We start from the raw sequence: 24,067 nt of genomic DNA on the forward strand, positions 1-24,067 counted from the left end.
GGTGTCCCCGGTGTTAAAGTGCCCAAACTGCCAAAGTAAAGATATTGGGAAAATTGGAATTAACCAATACTATTGTTGGAATTGTTTTATTGAGCTTTCTTTAAATGATGGTTTAATCCATACACACCAAGTAGAGGAAGATGGTTCATTAAGTTCACTCGATGATTTGTTTGATGAAGATGAGCGTAAATATAGCGTGTAAATCTACGATAGAGGTGAATTAATATGAACAAAGTAGTCACTTCAGCTCTTGCAATCGGTGCAGGTGTAGCAGCTTTTAGTATGATGAGAAATAACAACATGATGTCGAATCGGCAGATGAAAAAAATCGGAAGACGAATCAGCCGAATGTTCTAATTGTACAATCCCCTAAGCGACGCTTAGGGGATTTATTTTGGAAAAATAAGGAGAGTATAAAATTTTGATTGGTGTCTAGCTCCAGGCGCCATCGGCTCGAGGTCACAAGCCAATCCGTCCAAAAGGTTAAAGAACAACCTTTCGGCCGGCTCGTCTTGTGCTTGTCGCCGATAGGCGGGCGCCTTCCGCTTTTCTTTTAAAGCATAAAATCCCTCATACCACTTAAACTAAGCGAGTGGAGGTGTGAAAGTGGAAATGCAAATAAAGTGGTTTTACCGCGTAGGCTTTTTCCTGTTATTATTTGCGATGATTTTTATCTTTCTTAAGCTGCAGCAAATTTGGTTACCAATAGTGAATATAGTCATTACTGCTTTCATTCCATTTTTTATTGCAGCTTTTATTACTTATTTACTTCACCCAACGATTGAGAGGCTCCATGAGGCGGGATTGCATCGTGGTTTAGCCGTCATTTTTATTTATTTCCTGTTTTTTGGAGGAATTGGCTATGGATTGTATAAAGGGATTCCTGCAATCATTGTTCAGATAAAGGATCTTTCTGAAAATATCCCAACATTTGCTACACAGTACATGGATATGGTCGACGAAATCCAAGACGGCACATCGACCTGGCCAAATGGAATGAGGGAAAAAATCGATGCAGGAATACTGGGGATTGAAAAGAAGCTTGATCAATTTTTAACAAGGGTCTTAAGTGGATTTGTCTTAATTCTTAACTCGATTGTGGTATTTGCGATTATCCCATTCATTGCCTTTTACATGCTTAAGGATTACCATTTATTAATGAAAGCTGCCTGGTATTTAACACCGAAAAGCTGGCGCAAGCAAGGACTACAGTTTTTGCGTGATGTTGATTCTTCTCTAGGCTCTTATATTCGTGGGCAACTGCTTGTATGCGTCATAATTGGAGCGATATCAGCGATTCTTTTTTGGATTACAGATATGCGTTATCCATTGATACTTGGTTTCATTATTGGGGTAACGAATGTTATTCCATATTTTGGTCCGATTTTTGGGGCAATTCCTGCGGTGATTATTGCTGCAACCATTTCTGTAAAAATGGTGATCATATCGCTCGTCATTATTTTTATTTTGCAGTTTTTGGAGGGAAATATTTTGTCTCCATTTATTGTCGGAAAGAGTCTTCATATGCACCCACTCTTTATCATGCTTGCCCTTCTGATCGGTGGTGAGGTTGGGGGGTTCTGGGACTGATTATTGCTGTGCCTGTGTTATCGATAACGAAGGTGGCCATCATCCATGCAAAGGATCATGTCGTTAAATACAGGAAAAATTTGAGTGCTCCGTCCAAACATTGACAAACTATTTCTCGATTTTATATAATTCGTCTATATGTATATTTAACATGTTGAAGGAACAAGTATGTTATAGTCCATCTTTAGGAAGCGTGTGCACGTGAGAATCGGTAGTATACGTTTTACCTGCTAGAGAGGAATTTCCTTAGGCTGAAAGAAATTCTAAGATGAAGGATAACAGAACGCTAGTCCGGAGTGCAGCTAACCACTGCCGTAAACCGCGTTAAGGTTAATTGAGAGGTGGACGTTTTATTTTGTCCATAATCAGGGTGGTACCGCGAGAAGCTAAGCTCTCGTCCCTGCTTTAGGGATGAGGGCTTTTTATATTGTTTTTTAACACGATTAGGAGGGTTTTTGGTGAAAAAGAATTTATCTGGTTCAGATATTCGCAGGCTTTATTTAGAGTTTTTTAAAGAAAAGGGACATACGGTGGAACCGAGTGCACCGCTTGTACCTCATGATGATCCGTCTTTATTATGGATTAATAGTGGAGTAGCAACACTAAAGAAATATTTTGATGGACGTGTAATCCCGGATAATCCAAGAATTACGAATGCGCAAAAATCAATCCGTACAAATGACATCGAAAATGTTGGGAAAACGGCAAGACATCACACGTTCTTTGAAATGCTTGGGAACTTTTCAATTGGTGAATATTTTAAGGAAGAAGCAATTGAGTGGGCTTGGGAGTTTCTAACAAGTGAAAAATGGATTGGCTGGGATCCGGAACGCCTATCGGTAACAATCCATCCTGAAGACACAGAAGCATATGAATATTGGAATAAGAAAATTGGGATTCCAGAGGAAAGAATCATCCGCTTAGAAGGTAACTTCTGGGATATTGGTGAAGGTCCAAGTGGTCCGAACACAGAAATCTTTTATGACCGCGGACCAGAATATGGCGATGATCCAACAGATCCGGAGCTATACCCTGGTGGCGAAAATGAGCGTTATTTAGAGGTTTGGAACCTTGTGTTTTCTCAATTTAATCATAATCCGGATGGCACATACACGCCGCTGCCAAAGAAAAACATTGATACCGGGATGGGTCTTGAGCGGATGGCATCCGTTGTTCAAGACGTTCCAACTAACTTCGACACGGATTTATTTATGCCTATTATTAACGCAACAGAAGAAATTTCGGGTGTAAAGTACCGTGAAAATAAAGAAAACGATGTGGCATTTAAAGTCATTGCCGACCATATCCGGAACTGTTGCGTTTGCTATCGGAGACGGAGCGTTACCGTCAAACGAGGGCCGTGGCTATGTATTACGTCGTCTACTTCGCCGTGCAGTACGCTATGCAAAGCACATCAATATTGAGCGTCCGTTTATGTTTGAACTAGTACCGGTAGTTGGAGAAATCATGCATGATTTTTATCCAGAGGTAAAGGACAAAACAGAATTTATTCAAAAGGTTATAAAAAATGAAGAAGAGCGTTTCCATGAGACATTACATGATGGATTAGCGATTTTATCAAGTGTTATCAAGAAACAAAAGGAACAAAATAGCGACACTATTCCTGGTGAAGATGTGTTCCGCCTTTACGATACGTATGGATTCCCAGTTGAATTAACCGAGGAATACGCTGAAGAAGAAGGTATGAAGGTTGATCATGATGGCTTTGAAAATGAAATGGAACTTCAACGCGAACGGGCTCGTGCTGCAAGACAAGATGTTGATTCGATGCATGTTCAAGGCGGAGTGCTTGGTGATATAAAAGTCGAAAGTAAGTTTATTGGCTATGGCCAATTAGAAACAAATGGAACGGTTTTAGTTCTATTGAAAAATGGCGAATTGGTATCAGAAGCTAATGCAGGCGATGAGATTCAGGTTATTTTAGATGAAACTCCTTTCTACGCTGAGAGCGGGGGCCAAATTGCTGACCAGGGTCTTCTTGTAGCAGATGGCGTAAAAGTAAGAATTAAAGATGTTCAAAAGGCGCCTAATGGGCAAAACTTGCATCAAGCAGTGGTAGTTGAAGGAACGCTATCTACCAATCAACAAGTATCTGCAACTGTTGACCAAGAAAATCGGGGTAATATCATTAAAAACCATACAGCTACTCACTTGCTTCATCAGGCGTTAAAAGATACTCTTGGTGAACATGTAAACCAAGCGGGTTCCCTTGTTGAAGCGGAGCGGTTGCGTTTTGACTTCTCTCATTTTGGTCAAATTCACCCTGAAGAGCTAGAAAAGATCGAAGCAATCGTGAATGAAAAGATTTGGAGAAGCATTCAAGTTAATATTGATTTAAAACCAATTGCTGAAGCAAAAGCAATGGGCGCAATGGCGCTGTTTGGTGAGAAATATGGCGATATTGTTCGGGTTGTTCAGGTCGGTGATTACAGTCTAGAGCTTTGTGGAGGCTGCCATGTACCAAATACATCTGTGATTGGATTATTTAAAATTGTTTCTGAATCTGGTATTGGAGCGGGTACGCGCCGAATTGAGGCGGTTACAGGTGAAGCGGCATACAAATTATTAAATGAACAAATTGGTTTGTTACAAGAGGCCGCTGCGAAGTTAAAAGCTAATCCGAAGGACATCGTCCAGCGTGTCGAGGTTCTACTTGGGGAAATCAAGCAGCTTCAACGAGAAAATGAATCATTATCTGCAAAATTGGGTAATATTGAAGCGGGTAGCTTAATTTCTAAAGTAAAGGAACTAGATGGAGTTAAGGTATTGTCAGCAAAAGTCCAAGCAACAGATATGAATAATTTGCGTAATATGGCAGACGATTTGAAACAAAAAATAGGTTCTGGTATTATCCTTCTTGGAAGTGTTAATGATGATAAAGTCAATCTGATTGCTGGTGTCACAAACGATTTAATTGAAAAAGGTTACCATGCAGGAAAGCTTATTAAAGAAGTTGCTACTCGTTGCGGCGGTGGCGGTGGTGGTCGCCCTGATATGGCTCAAGCTGGTGGTAAAGACCCAAGCAAATTAGATGCTGCGCTTAACTTTGTTGAAGAATGGGTGAAATCCGTTTGATTAGTGAACAAAGTAGTGTAAAATGGAAAGTAACCAATTCTTAACAACAAATTGTTGCTTCACTGAAAAAAGCGAGGTGCCTAAGATGAGCTCATTTGATAAAACGATGAGATTTAACTTTCCGGAAGAGCCGTTTGAACATAATGTAACGGAAGTTCTTAATCAGGTTTATGCAGCATTACAGGAAAAAGGATATAACCCGATTAACCAAATAGTTGGTTATTTGTTATCCGGAGACCCAGCGTATATTCCACGTCATCGTGATGCTCGTAATATTATCCGCAAATTAGAACGAGATGAGATTATTGAAGAACTGGTTAAATCGTATTTAAAACAGCAGCATGAGGGGTAATCTATGCGGATAATGGGCTTGGATGTCGGTACAAAAACAGTTGGTGTAGCAATCAGCGATGAGTTAGGGTGGACCGCCCAAGGACTGACAACCTTAAAAATTAATGAAGACGAAAAAGACTACGGCTTTGAAGAAATTGAAAGACTCATTAAAGAGCACGAAGTCAATAAAGTTGTTGTGGGGCTCCCTAAAAATATGAACGGGACGATTGGCCCAAGGGGAGAGGCTTGCCAATTCTATGCTAGTGAATTGGAAAGACTCTATTCAATTGAAACCGTCCTTTGGGATGAACGACTAACGACGATGGCGGCAGAACGAGTTTTGCTTGAAGCAGACGTTAGTCGAAAGAAGCGGAAAAAGGTCATTGATAAAATGGCCGCAACCTTGATTTTACAAGGTTTCTTAGATAGTAAACTATAATGAGGTGGACATAATGAATCACGGAGAAAATAATATTACTGTTGTCGATGAGGATGGAAACGAGCAATTATGTGAGGTTTTATTCACATTTGACTCAGAAGAATTTGGAAAATCATATGTTTTATACTACCCAATCGGTAGTGAGGATGATGAAGAGGACGTTGAAATCCATGCATCAGCTTTTACACCGAACGAAAACGGTGAAGATGGCGATTTAATGCCAATTGAAACAGATGAAGAGTGGGATTTGATTGAGGAGATGCTCAACACATTCCTAGAAGAACAAGAAGACGAAAACTAAGACTAAATAGATCGTACTTAAAAAGCTGCCCGAGAACTCCTCGAGGCAGCTTTTTTGTATGAGAATTAATGGATTTTTACACACTCTGTTGATTGGAACGGAAGGTGTAGCCTACTGTCGGATATCCCCTAATACTTTAATTTTATGTAGAATTTTGCGATTGAAAATAAAAATATAGTATAATGATTCGAGGTGTATAACATAAAGATAAAGCAATGCTTTTGAGTGGAGGGAAGATTTTGTCAGATAGGAAACAAACAAAAGACGTCATTCGCGAAAAAATAATTGAACAACAAAGTGAGGCAAAAGTTGTCCGTAAAATTGTCCTTATCGTATCTATTATTATTTTTCTATTAATTGGAGCTATATTTGGCGGAGGTTATTTTTATATTCAATCTGCTCTTAAACCAGTGGATCCCGAAAATAAAAAAGAAACTAAGGTTGAAATTCCAATTGGCTCGTCAGTTACTGGAATTGGGGAAATTCTAGAACAAAAGGGTATTATCAAAGATGCTAAGGTTTTTAAATATTATGTGAAATTTAAGAACGAGGCTGATTTTATGGCAGGGAGCTATAACTTCGCTCCATCCATGACACTTCCAGAAATTCTTGATGAGCTTAAGACCGGTAAAGTCATGGAAGAGGTCGTTTTCAAAATTACCATTCCCGAAGGAAAACAACTAGACCAAATTGCCGAGATTATCGCGAACAAAACAAATCGTAAACATGAAGAGGTTTTCAATCAACTAAATGATCAAGCATTCGTTAAATCGCTGATGGAAAAATATCCAGATATTCTGACAGATGAAATCTTAAACGATGAAATCAAGTATCCATTAGAGGGATATTTATTCCCAGCCACTTATTCCTATTATGAAGAAAACCCATCGCTTGAAAAAATTGTTCAGGAGATGCTGAACAAAACGAGAGACGTTTTGGGAGAGTACCAGGATCAAATGGCAGCGCAAAATATAACAACACATAAATTATTAACGATGGCTTCATTAATTGAAGAAGAGGCCACTGAGAAAGCAGATAGACACACGATTGCCAGTGTTTTCTACAACCGTATTAATGCAGGCATGCGTCTGCAAACAGACCCAACCGTTTTGTATGCAAAAGGAAAGCATAAGGAAAGAGTTCTTTATGAAGATTTAGAGGTTGATTCACCTTATAATACTTACAAAAATAAAGGTCTGCCACCCGGACCAATTGCCTGTGCGGGGACTATGTCGATTGAAGCAGCCCTTAACCCACAACAAACAGATTACCTTTACTTCCTAGCTACATCGGAAGGGGATGTTATCTTTACAAAAACGCTGGATGAACATAATCGACAAAAGGCGATTCATATTACTGGACAATAAATTAGCTTTCCAAAACATTTTATGTTAAAATTATTCGAGTGTTTTAAGACACCACTGGAATAGCGTGACCCACAGACTGGGAGATTTTATGAAACGGCAAGAATGTTACTGTTTCATATTTCCATTTTGTGAACGCTATTTTTTCTTGTCTCAATATACTAGGCGAGGTGATGGCAGCTTGGAAAATGAGAGGCTGCAATTATATATAGAGGAACTTATCCCACAACGACCAGCTATACTCATCGAAATGGAGAAGTATGCCAAGGAGTTTGGTATTCCGATTATGGAATTAGCTGGAATCGAGGCAATGCTTCAGTTTCTTCGACTTCAAAATCCACAATCGATTTTGGAGGTTGGTACAGCCATTGGTTATTCTGCATTAAGAATGGTTTATGCACTTCCAAAGGCCAACGTCATTACGATTGAAAGAGATGAGGAACGACTGAACAAAGCGATTGAGTATATCCAAAGGGCTGATAAACAGGATCGAATTGTTACCATTCACGGAGATGCTCTTGAAGTGGAAGATGAAATTTCAGCCTATGGTCCGTTCGATGTGATTTTTATTGATGCGGCAAAAGGTCAGTATCAACACTTTTTTAAGCTATATTCACGCTATTTAAATGATGGTGGTCTCATCATTACTGACAATGTCCTGTTTAAAGGACTGGTATGTGAGGCAAACATTGATAGTAGGAATGTTCGACAATTAGTTAGGAAAATTAACACGTTTAATCAATGGCTAATGGCACACCAAGAATATGACACGGTAATCCTTCCAGTCGGAGATGGGATTGCCATAAGTAAAAAGAAGAGGTGAAAATGGTGAAAAAACCGGAATTATTAGTGACACCCACTTCAGTAGAAGATATCATTCCTTTGGCAGAAGCAGGTGCTGATGCATTTGTAATTGGTGAACAGCGCTATGGTTTACGGCTAGCAGGGGAATTCAACCGAGATGAGCTGGCAAAGGCAATTGAATTAGCCCATGGCCAAGGAAAAAAAGTATATGTAGCAATGAATGCTATTTTCCATAATGAAAAAATTGATGAATTAGCAGATTATATTGCTTATGTTCAATCGGTACATGCTGATGCCATCGTCTTTGGGGATCCAGCCGTTTTAATGTCTGCGCGTGAAATTGCGCCTGAGATGAAGCTGCACTGGAATACTGAAACAACCGCAACAAATTGGTACACCTGTAACTATTGGGGCCGCAAAGGGGCGAAACGTGCGGTTCTAGCAAGGGAAATCAGTATGGAAGCTGTTATAGAAACAAAGGAAAAAGCTGAAGTAGAAATAGAGGTTCAAGTGCACGGAATGACCTGTATGTTCCAATCAAAACGTAGCTTATTGGGCCATTATTTTGAATATCAAGGTAAAGAGCTAGAAGTTCAAAAAACGAAGTACGAGAAAAATAAGTATCTTCATGACAAAGAAAGAGGAAACAAGTATCCAATCTTTGAAGATGAAAATGGGACACACATTATGAGCCCTAACGATGTGTGCATCATCGATGAACTCCAGGATATGATTGAAGCCGGTGTCGATTCCTTCAAAATTGATGGCATCCTAAAAAGCCTAGATTATTTAGTAGTCGTGACAGAGCTTTATCGCAGGGCGATCGATGTTTGTGTGGAAGATCCAGATGCATATGAAGACCTAAAAACTGAGTTGTTAGAACAAATAGAAGCGATTCAACCAAAAAATCGTTCACTTGACACAGGATTCTACTTTAAGGAAACTGTTTATTAAAATAAAGATTTCGGGATAAACCTGTTAAGTTTATAGTGCTTTACACATTTTCGTATTAATTTATAAGGAGGCAAACAGGATGACTGCAAATGTAAAGAACAATATTTCAGAAATTGTGGACGGTAAACGTGTTATTGTTAAAAAGCCAGAACTCCTTGCGCCTGCCGGTAATCTTGAGAAATTAAAGATTGCCGTTCAATATGGAGCAGATGCCGTGTTTATTGGCGGCCAGGAATATGGACTTCGCTCAAATGCAGATAATTTTACGTTCGAAGAAATGAAAGAGGGTGTTGAGTTTGCGAAAAAATACAATGCCAAAATCTATGTTACAACCAATATTTATGCTCATAATGAAAATATCGATGGATTAGAGGATTACATTAAGGGTCTCCAAGGAGCAGGGATTCACGGAATTATCGTAGCAGATCCTCTTATTATCGAAACCTGTCGTCGTCTAGCACCTGGAAATCGAAGTGCACCTAAGTACGCAGCAATCATTATCGAACTGGAAGGCTGTTCAGTACTGGAAAGAGGAAGGGCTTGAGCGTGTTGTACTCGCACGTGAAACAAGTGCTGAAGAAATAAAAGAAATGAAAAAGAAAGTGGATATCGAAATTGAAACCTTTATCCATGGTGCTATGTGTATCGCCTATTCTGGCCGTTGTACACTCAGCAATCATATGACAGCACGTGATTCAAATCGCGGTGGCTGTTGTCAATCATGCCGTTGGGATTATGATCTCTTCCAGGTTGAAGGTGATAGTGAAACAGCTCTTTTTGCTGAAAATGATGCCCCGTTTGCAATGAGTCCAAAGGATCTTAACTTAATTCAATCCATTCCAGGTTTAATTGAACTGGGGATTGACAGCTTAAAGATTGAAGGTCGGATGAAGTCCATCCATTATATAGCGACTGTTGTGAGTGTGTACCGCAAAGTGATTGACGCTTACTGTGCAGACCCTGATCATTTCGTAATTAAGCAGGAATGGGTTGAAGAATTAGACAAATGTGCTAACCGTGAAACAGCCCCAGCATTTTTTGAAGGCGTTCCTGGGTATAAAGAGCAAATGTTTGGAAACCATAGCAAGAAGACTACCTTTGAGTTTGCAGGATTGGTTATCGATTATAATTCTGAAACGCAAATGGTAACCCTTCAACAGCGGAATCATTTCAAGCCTGGTGATGAGGTGGAATTTTTTGGACCTGAAATTGAAAACTTCACCTACATTATTGAAAAAATTTGGGACGAAGACGGAAATGAGCTTGATGCAGCCCGTCACCCGCTTCAAATTGTCAAATTTAAAATGGATCGACCTGTTTTCCCTAACAACATGATGCGAAAGGAGAATTAAGCTGTATGTCTCGCAAACCTGTTGTCATAGGTGTAGCCGGGGTTCCGGCTCAGGAAAAACGAGTGTCACAAAAGCAATTTATCAACATTTTAAAGGGCATTCAATCTTAATGATTGAACAGGACTATTATTATAAAGATCAAAGTCATTTACCCTTTGAACAAAGGTTGAAAACCAATTATGATCATCCATTAGCTTTCGATAACGATCTATTAATCGAGCATATTCAGCAATTATTAAAGTTCGAGACGATTTACAAACCTGTATACGATTATTCAATTCATACCCGATCTGATGAGGTCATTAAGGTGGAGCCGAAGGATGTCATTATTCTAGAGGGAATTCTAGTATTAGAGGATGAACGCTTACGAAATTTAATGGATATAAAATTATTTGTTGATACCGATGCGGACTTAAGAATTATTCGCAGATTGCTGAGAGATATTAAAGAAAGAGGCAGATCGATGGATTCCGTTATCGATCAATACGTTAATGTTGTCAGGCCGATGCATAATCAATTTATAGAACCTACGAAGCGGTATGCAGACATCATTATTCCTGAAGGTGGTCATAATCATGTTGCCGTTGATCTTATGGTCACAAAAATCCAAACAATTCTTGAACAAAAATCATTTTTATGAAACAATAGCATAGATAAATAAAAAATAATAATATCGTGCGCGCCCTTTAAAAGGACGCGCTCGTATGTATTTATTATCCTACATAATTTTGAATCCACAATAGTAATGGATGATTGTGATGACTAGAAGGAGTGAATGTCTTTGGCTACAGAAAAAGTATTTCCGATGACCCAGGCTGGTAAAGAAAAATTAGAGCATGAATTAGAACAATTAAAAACAGTTAAACGTAAAGAAGTCGTAGAACGGATTAAAATTGCGAGAAGCTTTGGTGACCTTTCTGAGAACTCAGAATACGATTCCGCTAAAGAAGAGCAAGCGTTTGTTGAAGGACGTATTACGACTTTAGAAAATATGATTCGCAATGCGAAAATCATCGGCGAAGATGAAATGCAAAGTGATGCAGTATCACTAGGACGTACCGTAACATTTATTGAGCTTCCAGATGGTGAGGAAGAAACATATAGCATTGTCGGTAGCGCTGAAGCTGATCCGTTTGAAGGGAAAATTTCAAACGATTCTCCAATCGCTCGCAGCTTAATGGGCAAGAAGGTTGGCGATGAAGTGTCTGTTCAAACTCCTGGTGGAGAAATGAATGTTCGAATTGTCTTGATTAAATAAACGATAAGATTATCCTATACTTAGTTTGAAAAAGCAAAACCTCGTCAAAACTTTTGACGAGGTGTTTTTTATGTTAAAAATAAAAAGAATCATTTTTTGGGGTGTTTTCAGTTTCATCTGTTTAAGCTTTCTGCTTGGCAGATTGATTCAAATACAACTGGTTGATACAAAGAGTTTTACTAAACATGGAATTAATATTTTAGAAGCAAGTGTCAAACAACGGTCTCAAGAAGTCATTTTGGATAGTGGTCGTGGAAATTTCCTCGATCGAAATGGTGATCCACTCATATATGATCAATTACCTGTACTAATATTATTCCCATTTTTGAATAAGATGGATTGGGATGCTGATAAGGTAGCCCAAATCGTTGGTATCGAATCGGATACTTTGAAAAAAATGATTAAAAAGGCCGATAAACCGTTTGCACTGGGTGATCCAAATCCGATTCGTTTAAGTGAATCACAAATGAAAAAGATCAATAAGTTGGAGATTCCAGGTGTATTTGCGGTTGAACGGAAGTATTTACTTGAAAAAACGCCAGCAGAGCAACTAATCGGCATCGTAAAAGAAAATCAACAGGAGCTGGCAAAGCGTTACCCGGACAAGGAATTTCCACAACAGACGTTGCTAGGAATATCTGGTTTAGAAAAAAGCTTCGATGAGTTTTTAATTGCAGAGGGGAAGTCAAAGCTTGTTTACCATGTTGACGGAGATGGGGCACCGCTTTTCGGTGTGAATGTAAAATATGTGGATTCAGCCAATCCTTATTATCCTGTGAACATTAAAACAACCATAGATAAACAAATGCAAACAACCGCTGAAAAATTGGTTGATCAGCAAGGAATTAAAAAGGGTGGTCTTGTTCTTCTTGATGTAAAAACAAACAATGTTTTAGCTCTTGTTTCTCGACCTAGCATTAATCGTAAAGATCCATATGTAGATAATGGGATTGATAATTTAATGGTCAAACAACAAATTCCTGGATCGGTTTTCAAGACAGTGGTCGCAGCAGCAGCGATTGATTATAACTTAAATGATCCAACTAGAACCTTTGACTGTAGTCGGAAAATAAACGGGGAGCCGGATCTTAAATACAATCATGGAATACTCAATTTTAAGGACAGCTTTGCCCGAAGCTGCAATCGTACGTTTGGAGAAATATCAAATGAACTAAAGGATATTAATCCCAATATTATCGAGGAGTATGCACAAAAGTTAGGATTAATTGGAACGAACGGATGGAAAGGAAGTGTTTTCCATTTGGATCAATTTTCACAAATTCCTGATGAAGACAAGGGCCGAGTGTTTATATCAGAAAATGCGAAAAAGGATAAGAATTTTGTGTCTATGACAGGTATTGGGCAGCATGAGGTTCGAGTCACACCGCTTGGAGTAGCGAATATGATGGCGACAATTGCCAGAGGCGGTGAGAAAGATACAGTCCGTGTCGCCTCCAGTATTCAATATCAAAATGGGACAACTATGTTCGAATTTCCAAAATCTAAAGGCAGTGGTGAGACTATTGCTCCATATACGGCCATGAAATTACAAGAGCTACTTCGCGAAGTGGTTGTCAATGACCATGGAACAGGAAGATGGTTTAAGGATTTACCATATGCTGTTGCAGGAAAATCCGGTACAGCAGAAACAGGAAAATACGTGAATGATCAGCAGCTTCATAATAAATGGTTCGCTGGATATTTTCCGTTTGATCATCCCAAATATGTGCTCGTGACAGTGAATTTGGATGTTCCAGAGAATGAGGGCGGTGTTAACCAGCTTTTTGCTGATATGGTAAGCGCCCTATATGATATCGATCAACGAAATTCAGATTAAAACAAACTCCTTCAAGTTTTTAGTGAGTCATGGTAGAATATTATCAACTTGTCAAAGGAGGCTTTATCTTTTGAAAAGCAATTACGAGCAATCAAGAGGAACAATGCGTTCTGAAATTCGTTCCAAGAGAAGAAAAACAAATATGGTCTTAAACGGATTAATTGGGCTTGTGCTCCTATTAATCATTATCGTGTCGGTTTCTATTTTTTCCAAGGATGATCCTGAAAAAGAACAGCAGGAACAAACTGTTGAAAATAAAATGAACAGTAATGATAACGAGAATGAGACTACAAAATCTGCGAAACAAAATCAAGTAACAACTAAAGACGATGCTTCAAATGAGAGCGAGAACGCAGCTGATACAGAACAAGATAAAGGTGAAGATGAACCAACTATTACCGAGGGTGGCGGAGACAATATCCAAAAAACAATTGTCGACCCTAGCTGGGAGCCTGTAGGGACCACTCAATCTGGCCCGAATGCAGACGCAACGGTTGATTGGGACGAAAGGGTTAAGGCACTTGCATCTGCAATTAACGTCGACGAGAGTAATATGACCGTTTGGTATTTAAGTCGTAATGGTCAAGATCAGGCGATTGGTACTGTAACGGCAAAAGATAATCCGCAGCAAGCCTACCGAGTTTACCTCGAATGGGTGAATAGTGAGGGCTGGAAGCCATCAAAGGTTGAAGAATTAATTGAAAATGACAAAGGACAATAATATGTTAAATTAAAAGAGGCTACTTCTGTTTCAGAAGTAGCTTTTTTGTTTTATAGTGCGTTAAAATGATGGAGGTACTTACATAAGATACATAACATTGAAAAGAGGTTAAAGAATGAAAGTTGCAATTATAGGGGCAATGGAAGAAGAAGTTACTTTATTAAGAAAAAATATTATTGATCAAAAGGTAGAAACAATTGCTGGCTGTGAATTTACATCGGGCTCTATGGATGGTGTCGATGTCATTCTTTTACGTTCTGGGATTGGTAAGGTTAATGCGGCAATGTCAACGACCATACTCCTGCAAAAATTCACACCTGATTATATCATTAATACTGGTTCCGCTGGCGGATTTGATCCTAGTCTTAACGTTGGAGACATTGTTATTTCCTCTGAAGCTAGACATCATGATGTTGACGTAACTGTATTTGGCTATGAATATGGACAAGTTCCTCAATTGCCACCAGCGTTCACTGCTACCGATAATCTAGTGCAAATCGCCGAGAAAAGTGCCAAAGAAATTTCTGATGTGCAAGTCGTCACAGGGGTCATTGCGACTGGTGACTCCTTTATGAATGATCCTGATCGTGTTGAATTTGTACGAACAAAATTCTCGAATGTTCAAGCAGTCGAAATGGAAGCTGCTGCGATCGCGCAGGTAGCACATCAATTCAACGTTCCATTTGTCATTATCCGTTCCTTATCAGACATTGCTGGAAAAGAATCGAATGTCTCCTTTGAACAGTACCTAGTTAAAGCAGCTGTTAACTCTGCTAACCTGGTAATGAAAATTGTCTCAGGATTAAAAAATAGTTAATGAAAAGCGCCCAATATCGGTTGGGCGCTTTATCAATATTCTAGCTGCAGTGACTTCGTAACACTTCGATAATAGAAATTTGTCGGAATGTTTGGTCTGGAAAGTGTTTACTTAATTGGATGCCATGGATATAATAACCTATGTAAGATAAATTTACCAAAAAGGAGGTCGAATGAAATGAACGCAAAGAAAATGATGCCAGCTATTCAACACAACAAAATAACTTCATATTACACACATTCGGCCAACTGGGACTGGTACGCTTAATCTTTTTTAGCATATCCTTACCGCATGGGGAATGGTGTCTCCTGCGGTATTTTTGTGTCCACATTTATATACTGCCGCAGGGGGAATGTCTCCTGCGGTATTTTTATTGAAGGGATATGGAAAATAATGGAATAAGGGAGGTGAGGTGAGATGACCTTAAATATTTTATTTTTTACGATTACGATCAAAAAACGTAAAAAATCAAAAGAAGAGTTTTTAAATCAAGAATTTATAGAACAAATTTATGAACAACACAAAGAACGTCAGTATTCCCTGTATCGTCCATTTTAATTTGTAGTCTCTGTAAAAAACAAAAGAAAGGTGGTAATGATTATGTACGATATCATTCAGCGAAGACAAAATTGGTTATGGGTGGAGAAAGATTCCACCTAGTTATCTTGATGAAGAGGTGAAACTTAATGTCATTGCACATCTTGTTGTTCACGATATTTTTTCGAAAAGGAATGGAAAAGAAATGAATCTTTGTTAGAAATATCACTTTTAACAAAATGTTCACAAATAGAAACCTGTATTAAGTTGTTGATGTGATAAGTTGAAATTGTAATATTCAGATACTAAACAAGGGGTGTTAGTGAATGTTTTTAATGGTGATGGGTCTCACGGTTTGTACGGTTATTGTTAGTATTATTGCAACTGAAGTCAGTGCTGCCGAAGAATGTTAAAGAAATAAAAGCATTAGCCCTCGTGGTTAATGCTTTTTTTATTCATTCACTAACCTGTTATTTTCTCGCATCGATCCTAAGTAAATCATCATTCCTTAGAAAAATATCACCGGACAGACACAAACCTTAGCCAATGAACATAGGATTAGTTATAGGCATTCGCCTAAACTTGCGGGGGTGAATCCATGTCCGGCATTTTAACAGCACTGGGTTACTTAGTAAAGGAAATTGTATTTCTGGTTTCTTACGTCAAAAATAATGCATTTCCTCAGCCCTTGTCTGCAGCAGAAGAACGAAAATATTTACGACTAATGGCAAATGGAGATCCACACGCTCGAAACATGCTAATCGAGCATAATCTGCGGCTAGTTGCTCATATTGTGAAAAAATTTGAAAATACAGGTGAAGACGCGGAAGATCTAATTTCAATCGGTACGATTGGATTAATAAAGGCGATAGAAAGCTATTCAGAAGGAAAAGGAACCAAACTGGCTACCTATGCAGCAAGATGTATTGAAAACGAAATCTTAATGCATTTACGCGCTTTAAAGAAGACGAAGAAAGATGTTTCCTTACATGATCCGATTGGACAGGATAAGGAAGGGAACGAAATTTCACTGATCGATGTGTTGAAATCAGAATCAGAAGATGTAATCGATACGATTCAATTAAATATGGAGCTTGAAAAGGTTAAGAAATATATTGATGTTTTAGATGATCGTGAAAAAGAAGTGATTGTTGGCCGATTTGGTCTTGATTTGCAAAAGGAAAAAACACAACGTGAAATAGCAAAAGAGTTAGGAATTTCAAGAAGCTATGTATCTAGGATTGAGAAGCGGGCATTAATGAAGATGTTTCATGAATTTTATCGTGCCGAAAAGGAAAAACGAAAAAATGGAAATGGATGATGGGAATTCCCATCATCCATTTTTTTAAACTTTTTTAAGCTTGAAAGGACTGACCATTAATAAAGATAAAAGGATCATTAAAAAGAAGAATGCTTGCGGATGGGAATACGGAATGATAAGGAAACTAAGCGTTGCCAGACAACCCGCAGCGGTTATCGGTAAACCCGTGAAATAACCATTGTTTTCAGAAATGTTGAACCTGGCTAACCGAAAAGCTCCGCATCCAATGTAGAAGACTGTGAAGAAAATTCCTGGTGCCCCAAATTCAAATAAAATTCCTTGATATAATAATAGTGCAGGGGCGACTCCAAATGATATAATATCACTCATGGAATCGAGTTGCTTGCCAAGCTCTGATTCAATATGAAATTTCCTGGCCACCATTCCGTCAAACCGGTCAGCAAGTGCTGCAACAAAGATAAGTAGGAGACTAAGACGTAAATTGCCGTTTAAGCCGACAATAATCGCATAACCACCTAGCCCTAAATTTGTAAGTGTTAATACATTTGCTGTTTGACTTTTTAGCTTTTTAATGGTGTGATCAAATACTTCTAATAAAAACAATGCTCCTCACTCCTTATTGAACGGAAGGGGTTTTACAATAGCTTATATAATAATATTTAATTTTAAGCGTTTTATGCATGTGAGTAAAGAACATAATTTGGAGGGTACCGTATTGATTCAAAGCTTATACAGACTCATGATAGAACTAACAAATGGTAGATTGACATCAGCTCTACTCAAACGCTTTTCAACATCAAGACTAAGCCGATTTTTTATACCTTCATTCGCCAAAGTCTATAATTTAAATTTGGATGAAATGGAGAAACCGTTACATGCATTTCCTACGCTACATGAACTGTTTGTTCGAAGGTTGAAAGCGGGTGCGCGAATACACAATTCGAATTCAAATTCTGTCGCAAGTCCTGTGGATGCAGTATTTGAAGAAATCGGCCAGATAGGTGAGAATAGTGAAATAACGGTTAAAGGAAAAACATACTCGATTGCTGAAATGCTCGGGAAGCAAGAGGCACTAGCAAAATATATAGGCGGGGCCTATATCCTACTATATTTAAGCCCAAGTCACTATCATCGAATTCATAGTCCGATTACCGGTGAAATAACCGATCAATGGACACTTGGAAAGAAATCGTTCCCAGTCAACAAATTAGGGTTAAAATATGGGAGACAGACATTATCAAAAAATTATCGTCGGATTACCGAGATCAAGCATGAGTATGGACATGTGGCAGTTGTTAAAGTGGGCGCTATGTTTGTAAATTCAATCGAAATGGTTCATGAGGGATCACAAATTAACAAAGGTAATGAACTAGCCTATTTTACGTTTGGCTCAACGGTCGTCTTGTTGTTTGAGAAGGATTCTTTTGCGGTAAACAACGATCTACAAACGCCGATCGAGGTTATTGTTGGCCAAGAATTAGGTGAAATGTCCGATCATTAAAAAAATAAGCCTATCCGGCTTACAATCTTAGGATGACACCTTGATATTATGGTATAAAGCTCTCCGTTTTAATTCATTTTCAATTAAGCGGATGAAATCAGGATTAAGCTTTAGTTCGACTGCTTTGTGATAGGATTCCATTAACAGGTTATCTGATAGTTTTTTCATAACAGCATTCACCCTTCCGGATAAGTTTTGTTCTTTTTATCGAGCATAGGCATATAATGGTAAGATTGCTTGCTGTATCCTTACTCTATCAAATAAAAAATATTAGAACAACCGTTCTGTTATCCACAAACTACAGTGGATAACATGTGATTAATTTGTTTATAACTAGCAATAAGCGGGAAAATCATAATGGTATATTGTGCATAAAGTTATCCACAACCATGTGGAATAAGAGAACTGTCGAAAACTTTTATTTAGAAATTCGAACAATCTTCACAATTCGATTTCATTCTACATAATTTATGTCGCTAATTTCGATTTTCGGTTTATAATAATGTATTTGATATGGTCAATAGGTCAAAATTTAGGTAAAGTAGTAATTTGTTTTAGTATTTGTATTCGGACTAAATGGAATATGGGGTGTAACCAATTGATAAAAAAATTCTTACCGGACCAACATGTTAAAAGTATCTTTGACATTTCACCTAATGGATTAAAGGAAAAAGGAGTAAAAGCGATTATCACAGATTTGGATAATACGCTAGTTGAGTGGGACCGTCCAAACGCAACTCCAAAGCTGGTTAAATGGTTTGAAGAAATGAAAAAGAATGAAATCTTGATTACAATCGTTTCAAATAATAATGAAGAGCGTGTTAAAGCCTTTTCAGATCCTTTAGGGATCCCATTTATCTTTCAAGCAAGAAAGCCTCTAGCAGGTGCATTTAATAAGGCAATAAGCCAAATGGGAGTGAAGAAAGAGGAGTCTGTTGTGATTGGTGACCAGCTATTGACTGATGTACTGGGCGGAAATCGCAGTGGATTTCATACCATTCTTGTGGTTCCAGTCGCAAAGACAGATGGATTTTTTACGAAGTTTAATCGTCAAATTGAACGAGTCATATTAAATTGGTTCCGAAAAAAAGGGATGATCCAATGGGAGGATTAAAGAGTGAATGAACAATTAGCTTGTATTGGCTGTGGTGTAAAAATTCAAACAGAACATCCAGCTGAATTGGGCTACGCCCCAAAATCTGCATTAGAAAAGGATACAATCATTTGTCAACGTTGTTTCCGTTTGAAAAATTACAATGAGGTTCAGGATGTCCAATTGACGGATGATGATTTTTTAAAAATCTTAAACGAGATTGGGAAAAAGGATGCCCTTATTGTTAAAATTGTTGATATTTTTGATTTTAATGGCAGTTGGCTACCAGGCTTGCATCGGTTCGTTGGCCACAACAAGATTTTATTAATTGGCAACAAAGTCGATTTATTACCCAAATCTGTAAAGCCGAATAAATTGATTAATTGGATGAAGCAGGGAGCTAAAGAGCTTGGCTTAAAGGCGGAGGATGTACTGCTTGTTAGTGCCTCAAAGGGCCAGTTTATTCGTGAAGCGGTTGCAGCCATTGAACACTATCGCAATGGTAAAGACGTGTATGTTGTTGGTTGTACAAATGTTGGTAAATCAACGTTTATAAACCGCGTAATTAAGGAGTTTTCAGGTGAAGATGAGGTCATTACTACCTCGCATTTCCCGGGAACAACCCTAGATATTATTGAAATTCCACTTTCAGATAATAGAGCATTAATCGATACACCAGGAATTATTAATCATCATCAAATGGCTCATTTTGTAGACAAGCGTGACTTAAAATACATTACACCAAAGAAGGAAATTAAGCCTAAAATATATCAGTTGAATGAAGGACAAACCTTGTTCTTCGGAGGACTAGCTCGATTTGATTATCTGACTGGTGGACGACGCTCGTTTACTTGCTATTTATCAAATGAACTTTCCATCCATCGAACGAAGGTGGAAAAAGCGGATGAACTTTATCAAAACCATGCGGGAGAGCTCCTTACACCACCAAGGAAAGACCAGCTAAATGAGTTTCCAGAGCTTGTGCGCCATGAATTTATGATTAAAGAAGGAAAAACAGATGTTGTCTTCTCAGGTCTTGGTTGGGTAACGGTAAATGAGCCTGGAGCTAAGGTTTCTGCTTATGTACCTAAAGGTGTTCATGTCATGTTAAGGAAATCACTTATATAAATAGAGATTTGCGTTAAGGGGAGAGGAATGTGAAGAAACTATTTGGAGTCATCGGCGATCCGATTGCACACTCGATGTCACCGCTCATGCACAATGATCTTTTTCAACGCTACAACATAGATGCTCATTATTTCCCGTTTCATGTTAAAAAAGAAGATTTGTCGCAAGCTATTAATGGTTTAAAGGTTTTAGGAATCTCTGGTTTTAATGTGACTGTTCCGCATAAAGTGGCCATCATTCCTTTATTAAATGAAATCGATCCATTAGCGAAAGCAATTGGAGCTGTAAATACGGTCGTCAATGTCGATGGCAAACTTATCGGCTATAACACCGATGGTTCAGGGTATGTGAAAGCTTTGACAGAGCAGGTTTCAAGCCTCAAGGATAAAAACGTGCTAATGATTGGTGCAGGTGGGGCTGCACGTGGGCTTTTTTTCTCCTTGTCAAAGGAAGGGGTTAAGAGGCTTGATATCGCAAACAGAACGATCGAAAAAGCACAAGAACTAATTCTTGATTGTCCATATGCTATTGAAGCAAACGCACTTAGTAAACAAGAAGCCGAGTCAACGCTGGGTGAGTATGATATCATTATTCAAACGACATCGATTGGAATGGCACCGAATGTTGAAGAAATGCCCATTTGTTTAGAAAAGCTTAAAGAGGATGCATTTGTTAGCGACATCATTTATAATCCGCTTGAAACCTCATTGTTAAGAGGAGCAAAGCAGAGAGGTGCCGCGATTCAAAATGGATTGGACATGTTTGTTTTTCAAGGGGCGCTTGCCTTTGAGTTATGGACTGGAATCTTTCCAGACACAGATCGCATGAGAAGTATTGTACAAAAGCAACTAGGAGGAAAATAATGTTAACAGGTAAACAAAAGCGTTTTTTACGTTCGAAAGCACACCACCTTACGCCAATCTTTCAAGTAGGTAAAGGTGGGGTTAATGATAATATGATTAAACAGATCTCTGAGGCACTTGAAGTAAGAGAATTAATGAAAATAAGCATCCTGCAAAACTGTGAAGAGGATAAGGATGTTGTGGCAAGACAATTGGCTGACGGAAGCGATTCCGAGCTTGTACAATTGATTGGAAAAACAGTTGTCTTATACAAGGAATCACAAGAAAATAAGCAAATTGAATTGCCATAACAGCAAGGAGGGCTGGTTTTGAAAAAAATCGGCATACTTGGAGGCACCTTTGATCCTCCTCATCACGGTCATTTATTGATAGCCAATGAAGTATTGCAAGAATTAAAGCTTGATGAAGTATGGTTTTTGCCTAATCAGGAGCCCCCGCATAAGCAAAAATCTGATGGTGCAAGCAATGATGACCGTGTGAGAATGCTTGAATTGGCCACCTTCGGACATCCAAAATTCGTGATCGAAAAGATTGAGCTAGAACGACCTGGACCGTCCTATACGTTTGATACGATGAAGCTTTTAACGGAGAAATATCCAGAATATGATTTTTATTTTATCATTGGTGCGGATATGATTGAATATTTATCAAAATGGAATAAAATAGATGAACTTATCCGAATCGTTAAGTTTGTCGGGGTAAATAGACCAGATTATCAAGATATTACCCCGTATCCAATCATCCACGTAACCGTACCTGGAAATGGGAGTATCGTCAAGACTCATTCGTAATCGAATGAAAGAGAAGCAAACGATTCGGTATTTAGTACCTGAATCTGTTCGAAACTATATTGAGGAGAATCGGCTATATGGATCGTGAAAAAGCACTGAAAATCGTCAAGCCCCAGCTGACAGAGCATCGATATCAGCACACACTTGGGGTAATGGAAACGGCGATTATCCTGGCAAAGCAATATGGAGCAGATCCTAAAAAAGCGGAGCTTGCGGCGATTTTTCATGACTATGCAAAATTTCGCCCCAAGAATGAAATGAAGCAAATCATTGTGGAGCAAGGAATGAATCCATTATTATTGCAGTTCAATTCGGAATTATGGCATGCACCTGTTGGGGCATACTTAATTGAAAAGGAAGCAGGAATAACGGATCCAGGAGTATTAGATGCTGTTCGTTTCCACACATCTGGGCGTAAAGGAATGACGATTTTAGAGCAAGTTATTTACCTAGCAGATTATATTGAACCGGGAAGGCATTTTCCGGGTGTTGAAGATGTTAGAGAATTGGCTAAAATAAACTTAATAGATGCCTTAATTGCTTCCATTAAAAATACGATTATTTTTTTACTAAAAAAGAATCAACCTGTGTTTCCTGATACAATCGAAACATATAATCATCTCATCTTAAATAAGGAGAATTGAGTACATGACAGATAGAAGTTTATTACACGCTGTTGTTAAAGCAGCCGATGACAAAAGGGCAGAAGATATTCTCGTACTAAACATGCAAGGCATTTCATTAATTACAGATTACTTTGTCATTTGTCACGGTAATTCTGATAAGCAAGTTCAAGCAATCGTTCGTGAAATTAAAGAGAAAGCAGATGAATTACAGATTTCTGTAAAACGAATTGAAGGTTTTGATGAGGCAAAATGGGTCCTTGTTGATTTAGGTGATATCGTTGTCCATGTATTCCACCGTGACGAGCGGAGCTATTACAAGCTAGAACGTTTATGGGGAGACGCACCAATCGAGAATGTGTTAAGTGAGTTAAATCAATGACCTACAACCGGTTTGCCTATCTTTACGATGAATTAATGAGAGAGACACCATATGAACTATGGGTCGAACATGTTCTTCGACAAACCGAAAAATATCTAGTACAGACTAACAACATATTAGATGTGGCATGTGGAACAGGAGAATTATCAATTTATCTTGCCCAATCTGGCTTACGTGTAACAGGGGTAGACCTTTCTGAGGACATGCTAGCGGTTGCTCATGCTAAGGCGATGGAAAGTGGTCTTGCGATTGAATTCTTTCAACAAAATATGACGGAAATGGAAGGGTTCAATCCGTTTGATGTGATCACTATATTTTGTGATTCATTGAACTATCTACAAACGGAAGAAGAGGTCGAAAAAACCTTTAAGTGCGTTTATAACCTATTACAGCCAGATGGGTTGTTTATGTTCGATGTCCACTCCCTTTTTAAAATGAATCAAATTTTTATGAATGCCACCTTTGCTTTGAATGAAGAACGGATTGCTTATATTTGGCAATGCTATCCTGGTGAATGGCCGAATAGTGTTGAACATGATTTGAATTTTTTCGTTTTAGATGAGCAAACGGGACTGTACGAACGTTTCGATGAACTTCACCTGCAACGGACCTATTCCATTGAGCAATATTCGATGTGGCTTGAAAATGCTGGTTTTGAACTGCTGGAGGTAAGTGCTGATTTTTCAACTGAGGCTCCATCGAACGAATCGGAAAGAATATTTTTTACTGCCAAAAAGAAATAAAAATGAGGCTGACCCATCGGGAGTAATTCCCAAATGAGTCAACCTTATTTTTTTTAAAAAAACTTTGTTAGAGAAGGTTGTAAATGATGTGCAGTCTGTGATTGGAGCGGAAGGTGCTCGACTCCTGCGGGAGCAGCGGGACAGGTGGGACCCCGCAAGCGTAAAACGATGAGGAGGCTCACCGCCCGCCCCGCGGAAAGCGAGCACCTGGAGCGGAAATCAACAGTCAAAATAAAAAATTTAAAATGATCTCGCAGG

Annotated in this window: 24 protein-coding genes and 5 pseudogenes; 27 read left to right on the plus strand and 2 right to left on the minus strand. The window is 38.6% G+C overall.

What is annotated here, in order from left to right; all coding sequences use genetic code 11:
• Positions 1-10 precede the first annotated feature (10 nt).
• The 18 genes and pseudogenes from RGF10_RS06645 to sigK all read left to right on the plus strand — a co-directional run bounded on the left by RGF10_RS06645 (position 11) and on the right by sigK (position 16,724).
• Positions 11-202, plus strand: coding sequence for a hypothetical protein (locus RGF10_RS06645; protein ID WP_318508276.1), 192 nt, complete (start codon positions 11-13; stop codon positions 200-202).
• Between the two features lie 23 nt (positions 203-225).
• Positions 226-357 (plus strand): YrzQ family protein, encoded by a 132-nt coding sequence (locus RGF10_RS06650; RefSeq protein ID WP_318508278.1) that lies wholly within the window; start codon positions 226-228, stop codon positions 355-357.
• Between the two features lie 249 nt (positions 358-606).
• Positions 607-1,694: pseudogene (locus tag RGF10_RS06655) on the plus strand (AI-2E family transporter).
• Positions 1,695-2,075: 381 nt separating this feature from the next.
• A pseudogene (gene alaS / locus RGF10_RS06660) lies at positions 2,076-4,686 on the plus strand (alanine--tRNA ligase).
• An 85-nt stretch (positions 4,687-4,771) separates the two neighbouring features.
• The gene (locus RGF10_RS06665; RefSeq protein WP_318508280.1) at positions 4,772-5,038 is read left to right on the plus strand and encodes an IreB family regulatory phosphoprotein; all 267 of its coding nucleotides are present in this window, start codon (positions 4,772-4,774) and stop codon (positions 5,036-5,038) included.
• A gap of 3 nt (positions 5,039-5,041) precedes the next feature.
• The gene (gene ruvX, locus RGF10_RS06670) at positions 5,042-5,458 is read left to right on the plus strand and encodes a Holliday junction resolvase RuvX (protein ID WP_318508282.1); all 417 of its coding nucleotides are present in this window, start codon (positions 5,042-5,044) and stop codon (positions 5,456-5,458) included.
• A gap of 13 nt (positions 5,459-5,471) precedes the next feature.
• Entirely contained in the window at positions 5,472-5,759 is a 288-nt protein-coding gene (locus tag RGF10_RS06675) for a DUF1292 domain-containing protein (protein ID WP_318508283.1), read from the plus strand.
• 215 nt (positions 5,760-5,974) lie between these two features.
• A complete protein-coding gene (mltG, locus tag RGF10_RS06680; RefSeq protein WP_412176684.1) occupies positions 5,975-7,126 on the plus strand; it encodes an endolytic transglycosylase MltG in 1,152 nt (383 codons plus the stop codon).
• Positions 7,127-7,304: 178 nt separating this feature from the next.
• Positions 7,305-7,946, plus strand: coding sequence for an O-methyltransferase (locus RGF10_RS06685; protein ID WP_318508285.1), 642 nt, complete (start codon positions 7,305-7,307; stop codon positions 7,944-7,946).
• A gap of 5 nt (positions 7,947-7,951) precedes the next feature.
• Complete coding sequence (locus RGF10_RS06690; protein ID WP_318509350.1) at positions 7,952-8,881, plus strand: peptidase U32 family protein; 930 nt, start codon at positions 7,952-7,954, stop codon at positions 8,879-8,881.
• Between the two features lie 79 nt (positions 8,882-8,960).
• Positions 8,961-10,233 (plus strand): annotated as a pseudogene (locus RGF10_RS06695) (peptidase U32 family protein).
• Positions 10,234-10,238: 5 nt separating this feature from the next.
• Positions 10,239-10,873, plus strand: a pseudogene (gene udk / locus RGF10_RS06700) (uridine kinase).
• Between the two features lie 141 nt (positions 10,874-11,014).
• On the plus strand, positions 11,015-11,491 hold the full coding sequence (greA, locus tag RGF10_RS06705) for a transcription elongation factor GreA (RefSeq protein WP_318508287.1): 477 nt from the start codon (positions 11,015-11,017) through the stop codon (positions 11,489-11,491).
• Between the two features lie 70 nt (positions 11,492-11,561).
• Positions 11,562-13,328 (plus strand): peptidoglycan D,D-transpeptidase FtsI family protein, encoded by a 1,767-nt coding sequence (locus tag RGF10_RS06710; protein ID WP_318508289.1) that lies wholly within the window; start codon positions 11,562-11,564, stop codon positions 13,326-13,328.
• A gap of 70 nt (positions 13,329-13,398) precedes the next feature.
• Entirely contained in the window at positions 13,399-14,049 is a 651-nt protein-coding gene (locus tag RGF10_RS06715) for a YrrS family protein (RefSeq protein ID WP_318508291.1), read from the plus strand.
• Positions 14,050-14,164: 115 nt separating this feature from the next.
• Positions 14,165-14,866 (plus strand): 5'-methylthioadenosine/S-adenosylhomocysteine nucleosidase, encoded by a 702-nt coding sequence (gene mtnN / locus RGF10_RS06720; RefSeq protein ID WP_318508292.1) that lies wholly within the window; start codon positions 14,165-14,167, stop codon positions 14,864-14,866.
• Positions 14,867-15,283: 417 nt separating this feature from the next.
• Positions 15,284-15,424 carry a YrzI family small protein gene (locus tag RGF10_RS06725; RefSeq protein ID WP_318508294.1) on the plus strand — a complete coding sequence of 47 codons (141 nt, stop codon included), beginning with the start codon at positions 15,284-15,286 and terminating at the stop codon, positions 15,422-15,424.
• 577 nt (positions 15,425-16,001) lie between these two features.
• Entirely contained in the window at positions 16,002-16,724 is a 723-nt protein-coding gene (gene sigK / locus RGF10_RS06730; RefSeq protein ID WP_318508296.1) for an RNA polymerase sporulation sigma factor SigK, read from the plus strand.
• A gap of 24 nt (positions 16,725-16,748) precedes the next feature.
• On the opposite strand, the gene pssA is transcribed toward sigK, so the two are convergent.
• Positions 16,749-17,288, minus strand: a complete 540-nt coding sequence (gene pssA, locus RGF10_RS06735; RefSeq protein WP_318508298.1) for a CDP-diacylglycerol--serine O-phosphatidyltransferase — start codon at positions 17,286-17,288, stop codon at positions 16,749-16,751.
• 112 nt (positions 17,289-17,400) lie between these two features.
• Here pssA and RGF10_RS06740 point away from each other — a divergent pair, with 112 nt between their 5' ends.
• Complete coding sequence (locus RGF10_RS06740) at positions 17,401-18,186, plus strand: phosphatidylserine decarboxylase (RefSeq protein WP_318508300.1); 786 nt, start codon at positions 17,401-17,403, stop codon at positions 18,184-18,186.
• A 27-nt stretch (positions 18,187-18,213) separates the two neighbouring features.
• On the opposite strand, the gene RGF10_RS06745 is transcribed toward RGF10_RS06740, so the two are convergent.
• A complete protein-coding gene (locus tag RGF10_RS06745) occupies positions 18,214-18,354 on the minus strand; it encodes a sporulation histidine kinase inhibitor Sda (RefSeq protein ID WP_318508301.1) in 141 nt (46 codons plus the stop codon).
• A 334-nt stretch (positions 18,355-18,688) separates the two neighbouring features.
• Between RGF10_RS06745 and RGF10_RS06750 the strand changes: the two genes are divergently transcribed.
• From RGF10_RS06750 to RGF10_RS06785, 8 genes and pseudogenes are all read left to right on the plus strand, one after another.
• Positions 18,689-19,300: a YqeG family HAD IIIA-type phosphatase gene (locus RGF10_RS06750; protein ID WP_412176685.1), complete on the plus strand. Its 612-nt coding sequence runs from the start codon at positions 18,689-18,691 to the stop codon at positions 19,298-19,300.
• A gap of 3 nt (positions 19,301-19,303) precedes the next feature.
• Positions 19,304-20,407 (plus strand): ribosome biogenesis GTPase YqeH, encoded by a 1,104-nt coding sequence (gene yqeH, locus RGF10_RS06755; protein WP_318508305.1) that lies wholly within the window; start codon positions 19,304-19,306, stop codon positions 20,405-20,407.
• 29 nt (positions 20,408-20,436) lie between these two features.
• Complete coding sequence (aroE, locus tag RGF10_RS06760; protein ID WP_318508307.1) at positions 20,437-21,270, plus strand: shikimate dehydrogenase; 834 nt, start codon at positions 20,437-20,439, stop codon at positions 21,268-21,270.
• Positions 21,270-21,560 (plus strand): ribosome assembly RNA-binding protein YhbY, encoded by a 291-nt coding sequence (yhbY, locus tag RGF10_RS06765; protein WP_318508309.1) that lies wholly within the window; start codon positions 21,270-21,272, stop codon positions 21,558-21,560. Before aroE ends, yhbY begins: the two co-directional genes overlap by 1 nt.
• An 18-nt stretch (positions 21,561-21,578) precedes the next feature.
• Positions 21,579-22,260 (plus strand): annotated as a pseudogene (locus RGF10_RS06770) (nicotinate-nucleotide adenylyltransferase).
• Positions 22,178-22,705 carry a bis(5'-nucleosyl)-tetraphosphatase (symmetrical) YqeK gene (gene yqeK / locus RGF10_RS06775; RefSeq protein ID WP_412176716.1) on the plus strand — a complete coding sequence of 176 codons (528 nt, stop codon included), beginning with the start codon at positions 22,178-22,180 and terminating at the stop codon, positions 22,703-22,705. The pseudogene RGF10_RS06770 and the gene yqeK overlap by 83 nt, the downstream one beginning before the upstream one ends.
• A 4-nt stretch (positions 22,706-22,709) precedes the next feature.
• Complete coding sequence (rsfS, locus tag RGF10_RS06780) at positions 22,710-23,066, plus strand: ribosome silencing factor (RefSeq protein ID WP_318508313.1); 357 nt, start codon at positions 22,710-22,712, stop codon at positions 23,064-23,066.
• Positions 23,063-23,809 (plus strand): class I SAM-dependent DNA methyltransferase, encoded by a 747-nt coding sequence (locus tag RGF10_RS06785; protein ID WP_318508315.1) that lies wholly within the window; start codon positions 23,063-23,065, stop codon positions 23,807-23,809. The genes rsfS and RGF10_RS06785 overlap by 4 nt, the downstream gene beginning before the upstream one ends.
• The last annotated feature ends 258 nt before the right edge of the window (positions 23,810-24,067 follow it).

The sequence above is a fragment of the Bacillus sp. T3 genome (assembly GCF_033449965.1).
Lineage (GTDB): Bacteria > Bacillota > Bacilli > Bacillales > Cytobacillaceae > Bacillus_BU.

Coding starts and splice junctions, on each gene's coding strand:
- RGF10_RS06750 (WP_412176685.1), top strand. CDS start 18,689: ATGTATTTGATATGGTCAATAGGTCAAAATTTAGGTAAAGTAGTAATT.
- sigK (WP_318508296.1), top strand. CDS start 16,002: ATGTCCGGCATTTTAACAGCACTGGGTTACTTAGTAAAGGAAATTGTA.
- RGF10_RS06710 (WP_318508289.1), top strand. CDS start 11,562: ATGTTAAAAATAAAAAGAATCATTTTTTGGGGTGTTTTCAGTTTCATC.
- RGF10_RS06665 (WP_318508280.1), top strand. CDS start 4,772: ATGAGCTCATTTGATAAAACGATGAGATTTAACTTTCCGGAAGAGCCG.
- mtnN (WP_318508292.1), top strand. CDS start 14,165: ATGAAAGTTGCAATTATAGGGGCAATGGAAGAAGAAGTTACTTTATTA.
- ruvX (WP_318508282.1), top strand. CDS start 5,042: ATGCGGATAATGGGCTTGGATGTCGGTACAAAAACAGTTGGTGTAGCA.
- RGF10_RS06675 (WP_318508283.1), top strand. CDS start 5,472: ATGAATCACGGAGAAAATAATATTACTGTTGTCGATGAGGATGGAAAC.
- RGF10_RS06745 (WP_318508301.1), bottom strand. CDS start 18,354: ATGAAAAAACTATCAGATAACCTGTTAATGGAATCCTATCACAAAGCA.
- yhbY (WP_318508309.1), top strand. CDS start 21,270: ATGTTAACAGGTAAACAAAAGCGTTTTTTACGTTCGAAAGCACACCAC.
- RGF10_RS06785 (WP_318508315.1), top strand. CDS start 23,063: ATGACCTACAACCGGTTTGCCTATCTTTACGATGAATTAATGAGAGAG.
- RGF10_RS06725 (WP_318508294.1), top strand. CDS start 15,284: ATGACCTTAAATATTTTATTTTTTACGATTACGATCAAAAAACGTAAA.
- mltG (WP_412176684.1), top strand. CDS start 5,975: ATGCTTTTGAGTGGAGGGAAGATTTTGTCAGATAGGAAACAAACAAAA.
- RGF10_RS06650 (WP_318508278.1), top strand. CDS start 226: ATGAACAAAGTAGTCACTTCAGCTCTTGCAATCGGTGCAGGTGTAGCA.
- rsfS (WP_318508313.1), top strand. CDS start 22,710: ATGACAGATAGAAGTTTATTACACGCTGTTGTTAAAGCAGCCGATGAC.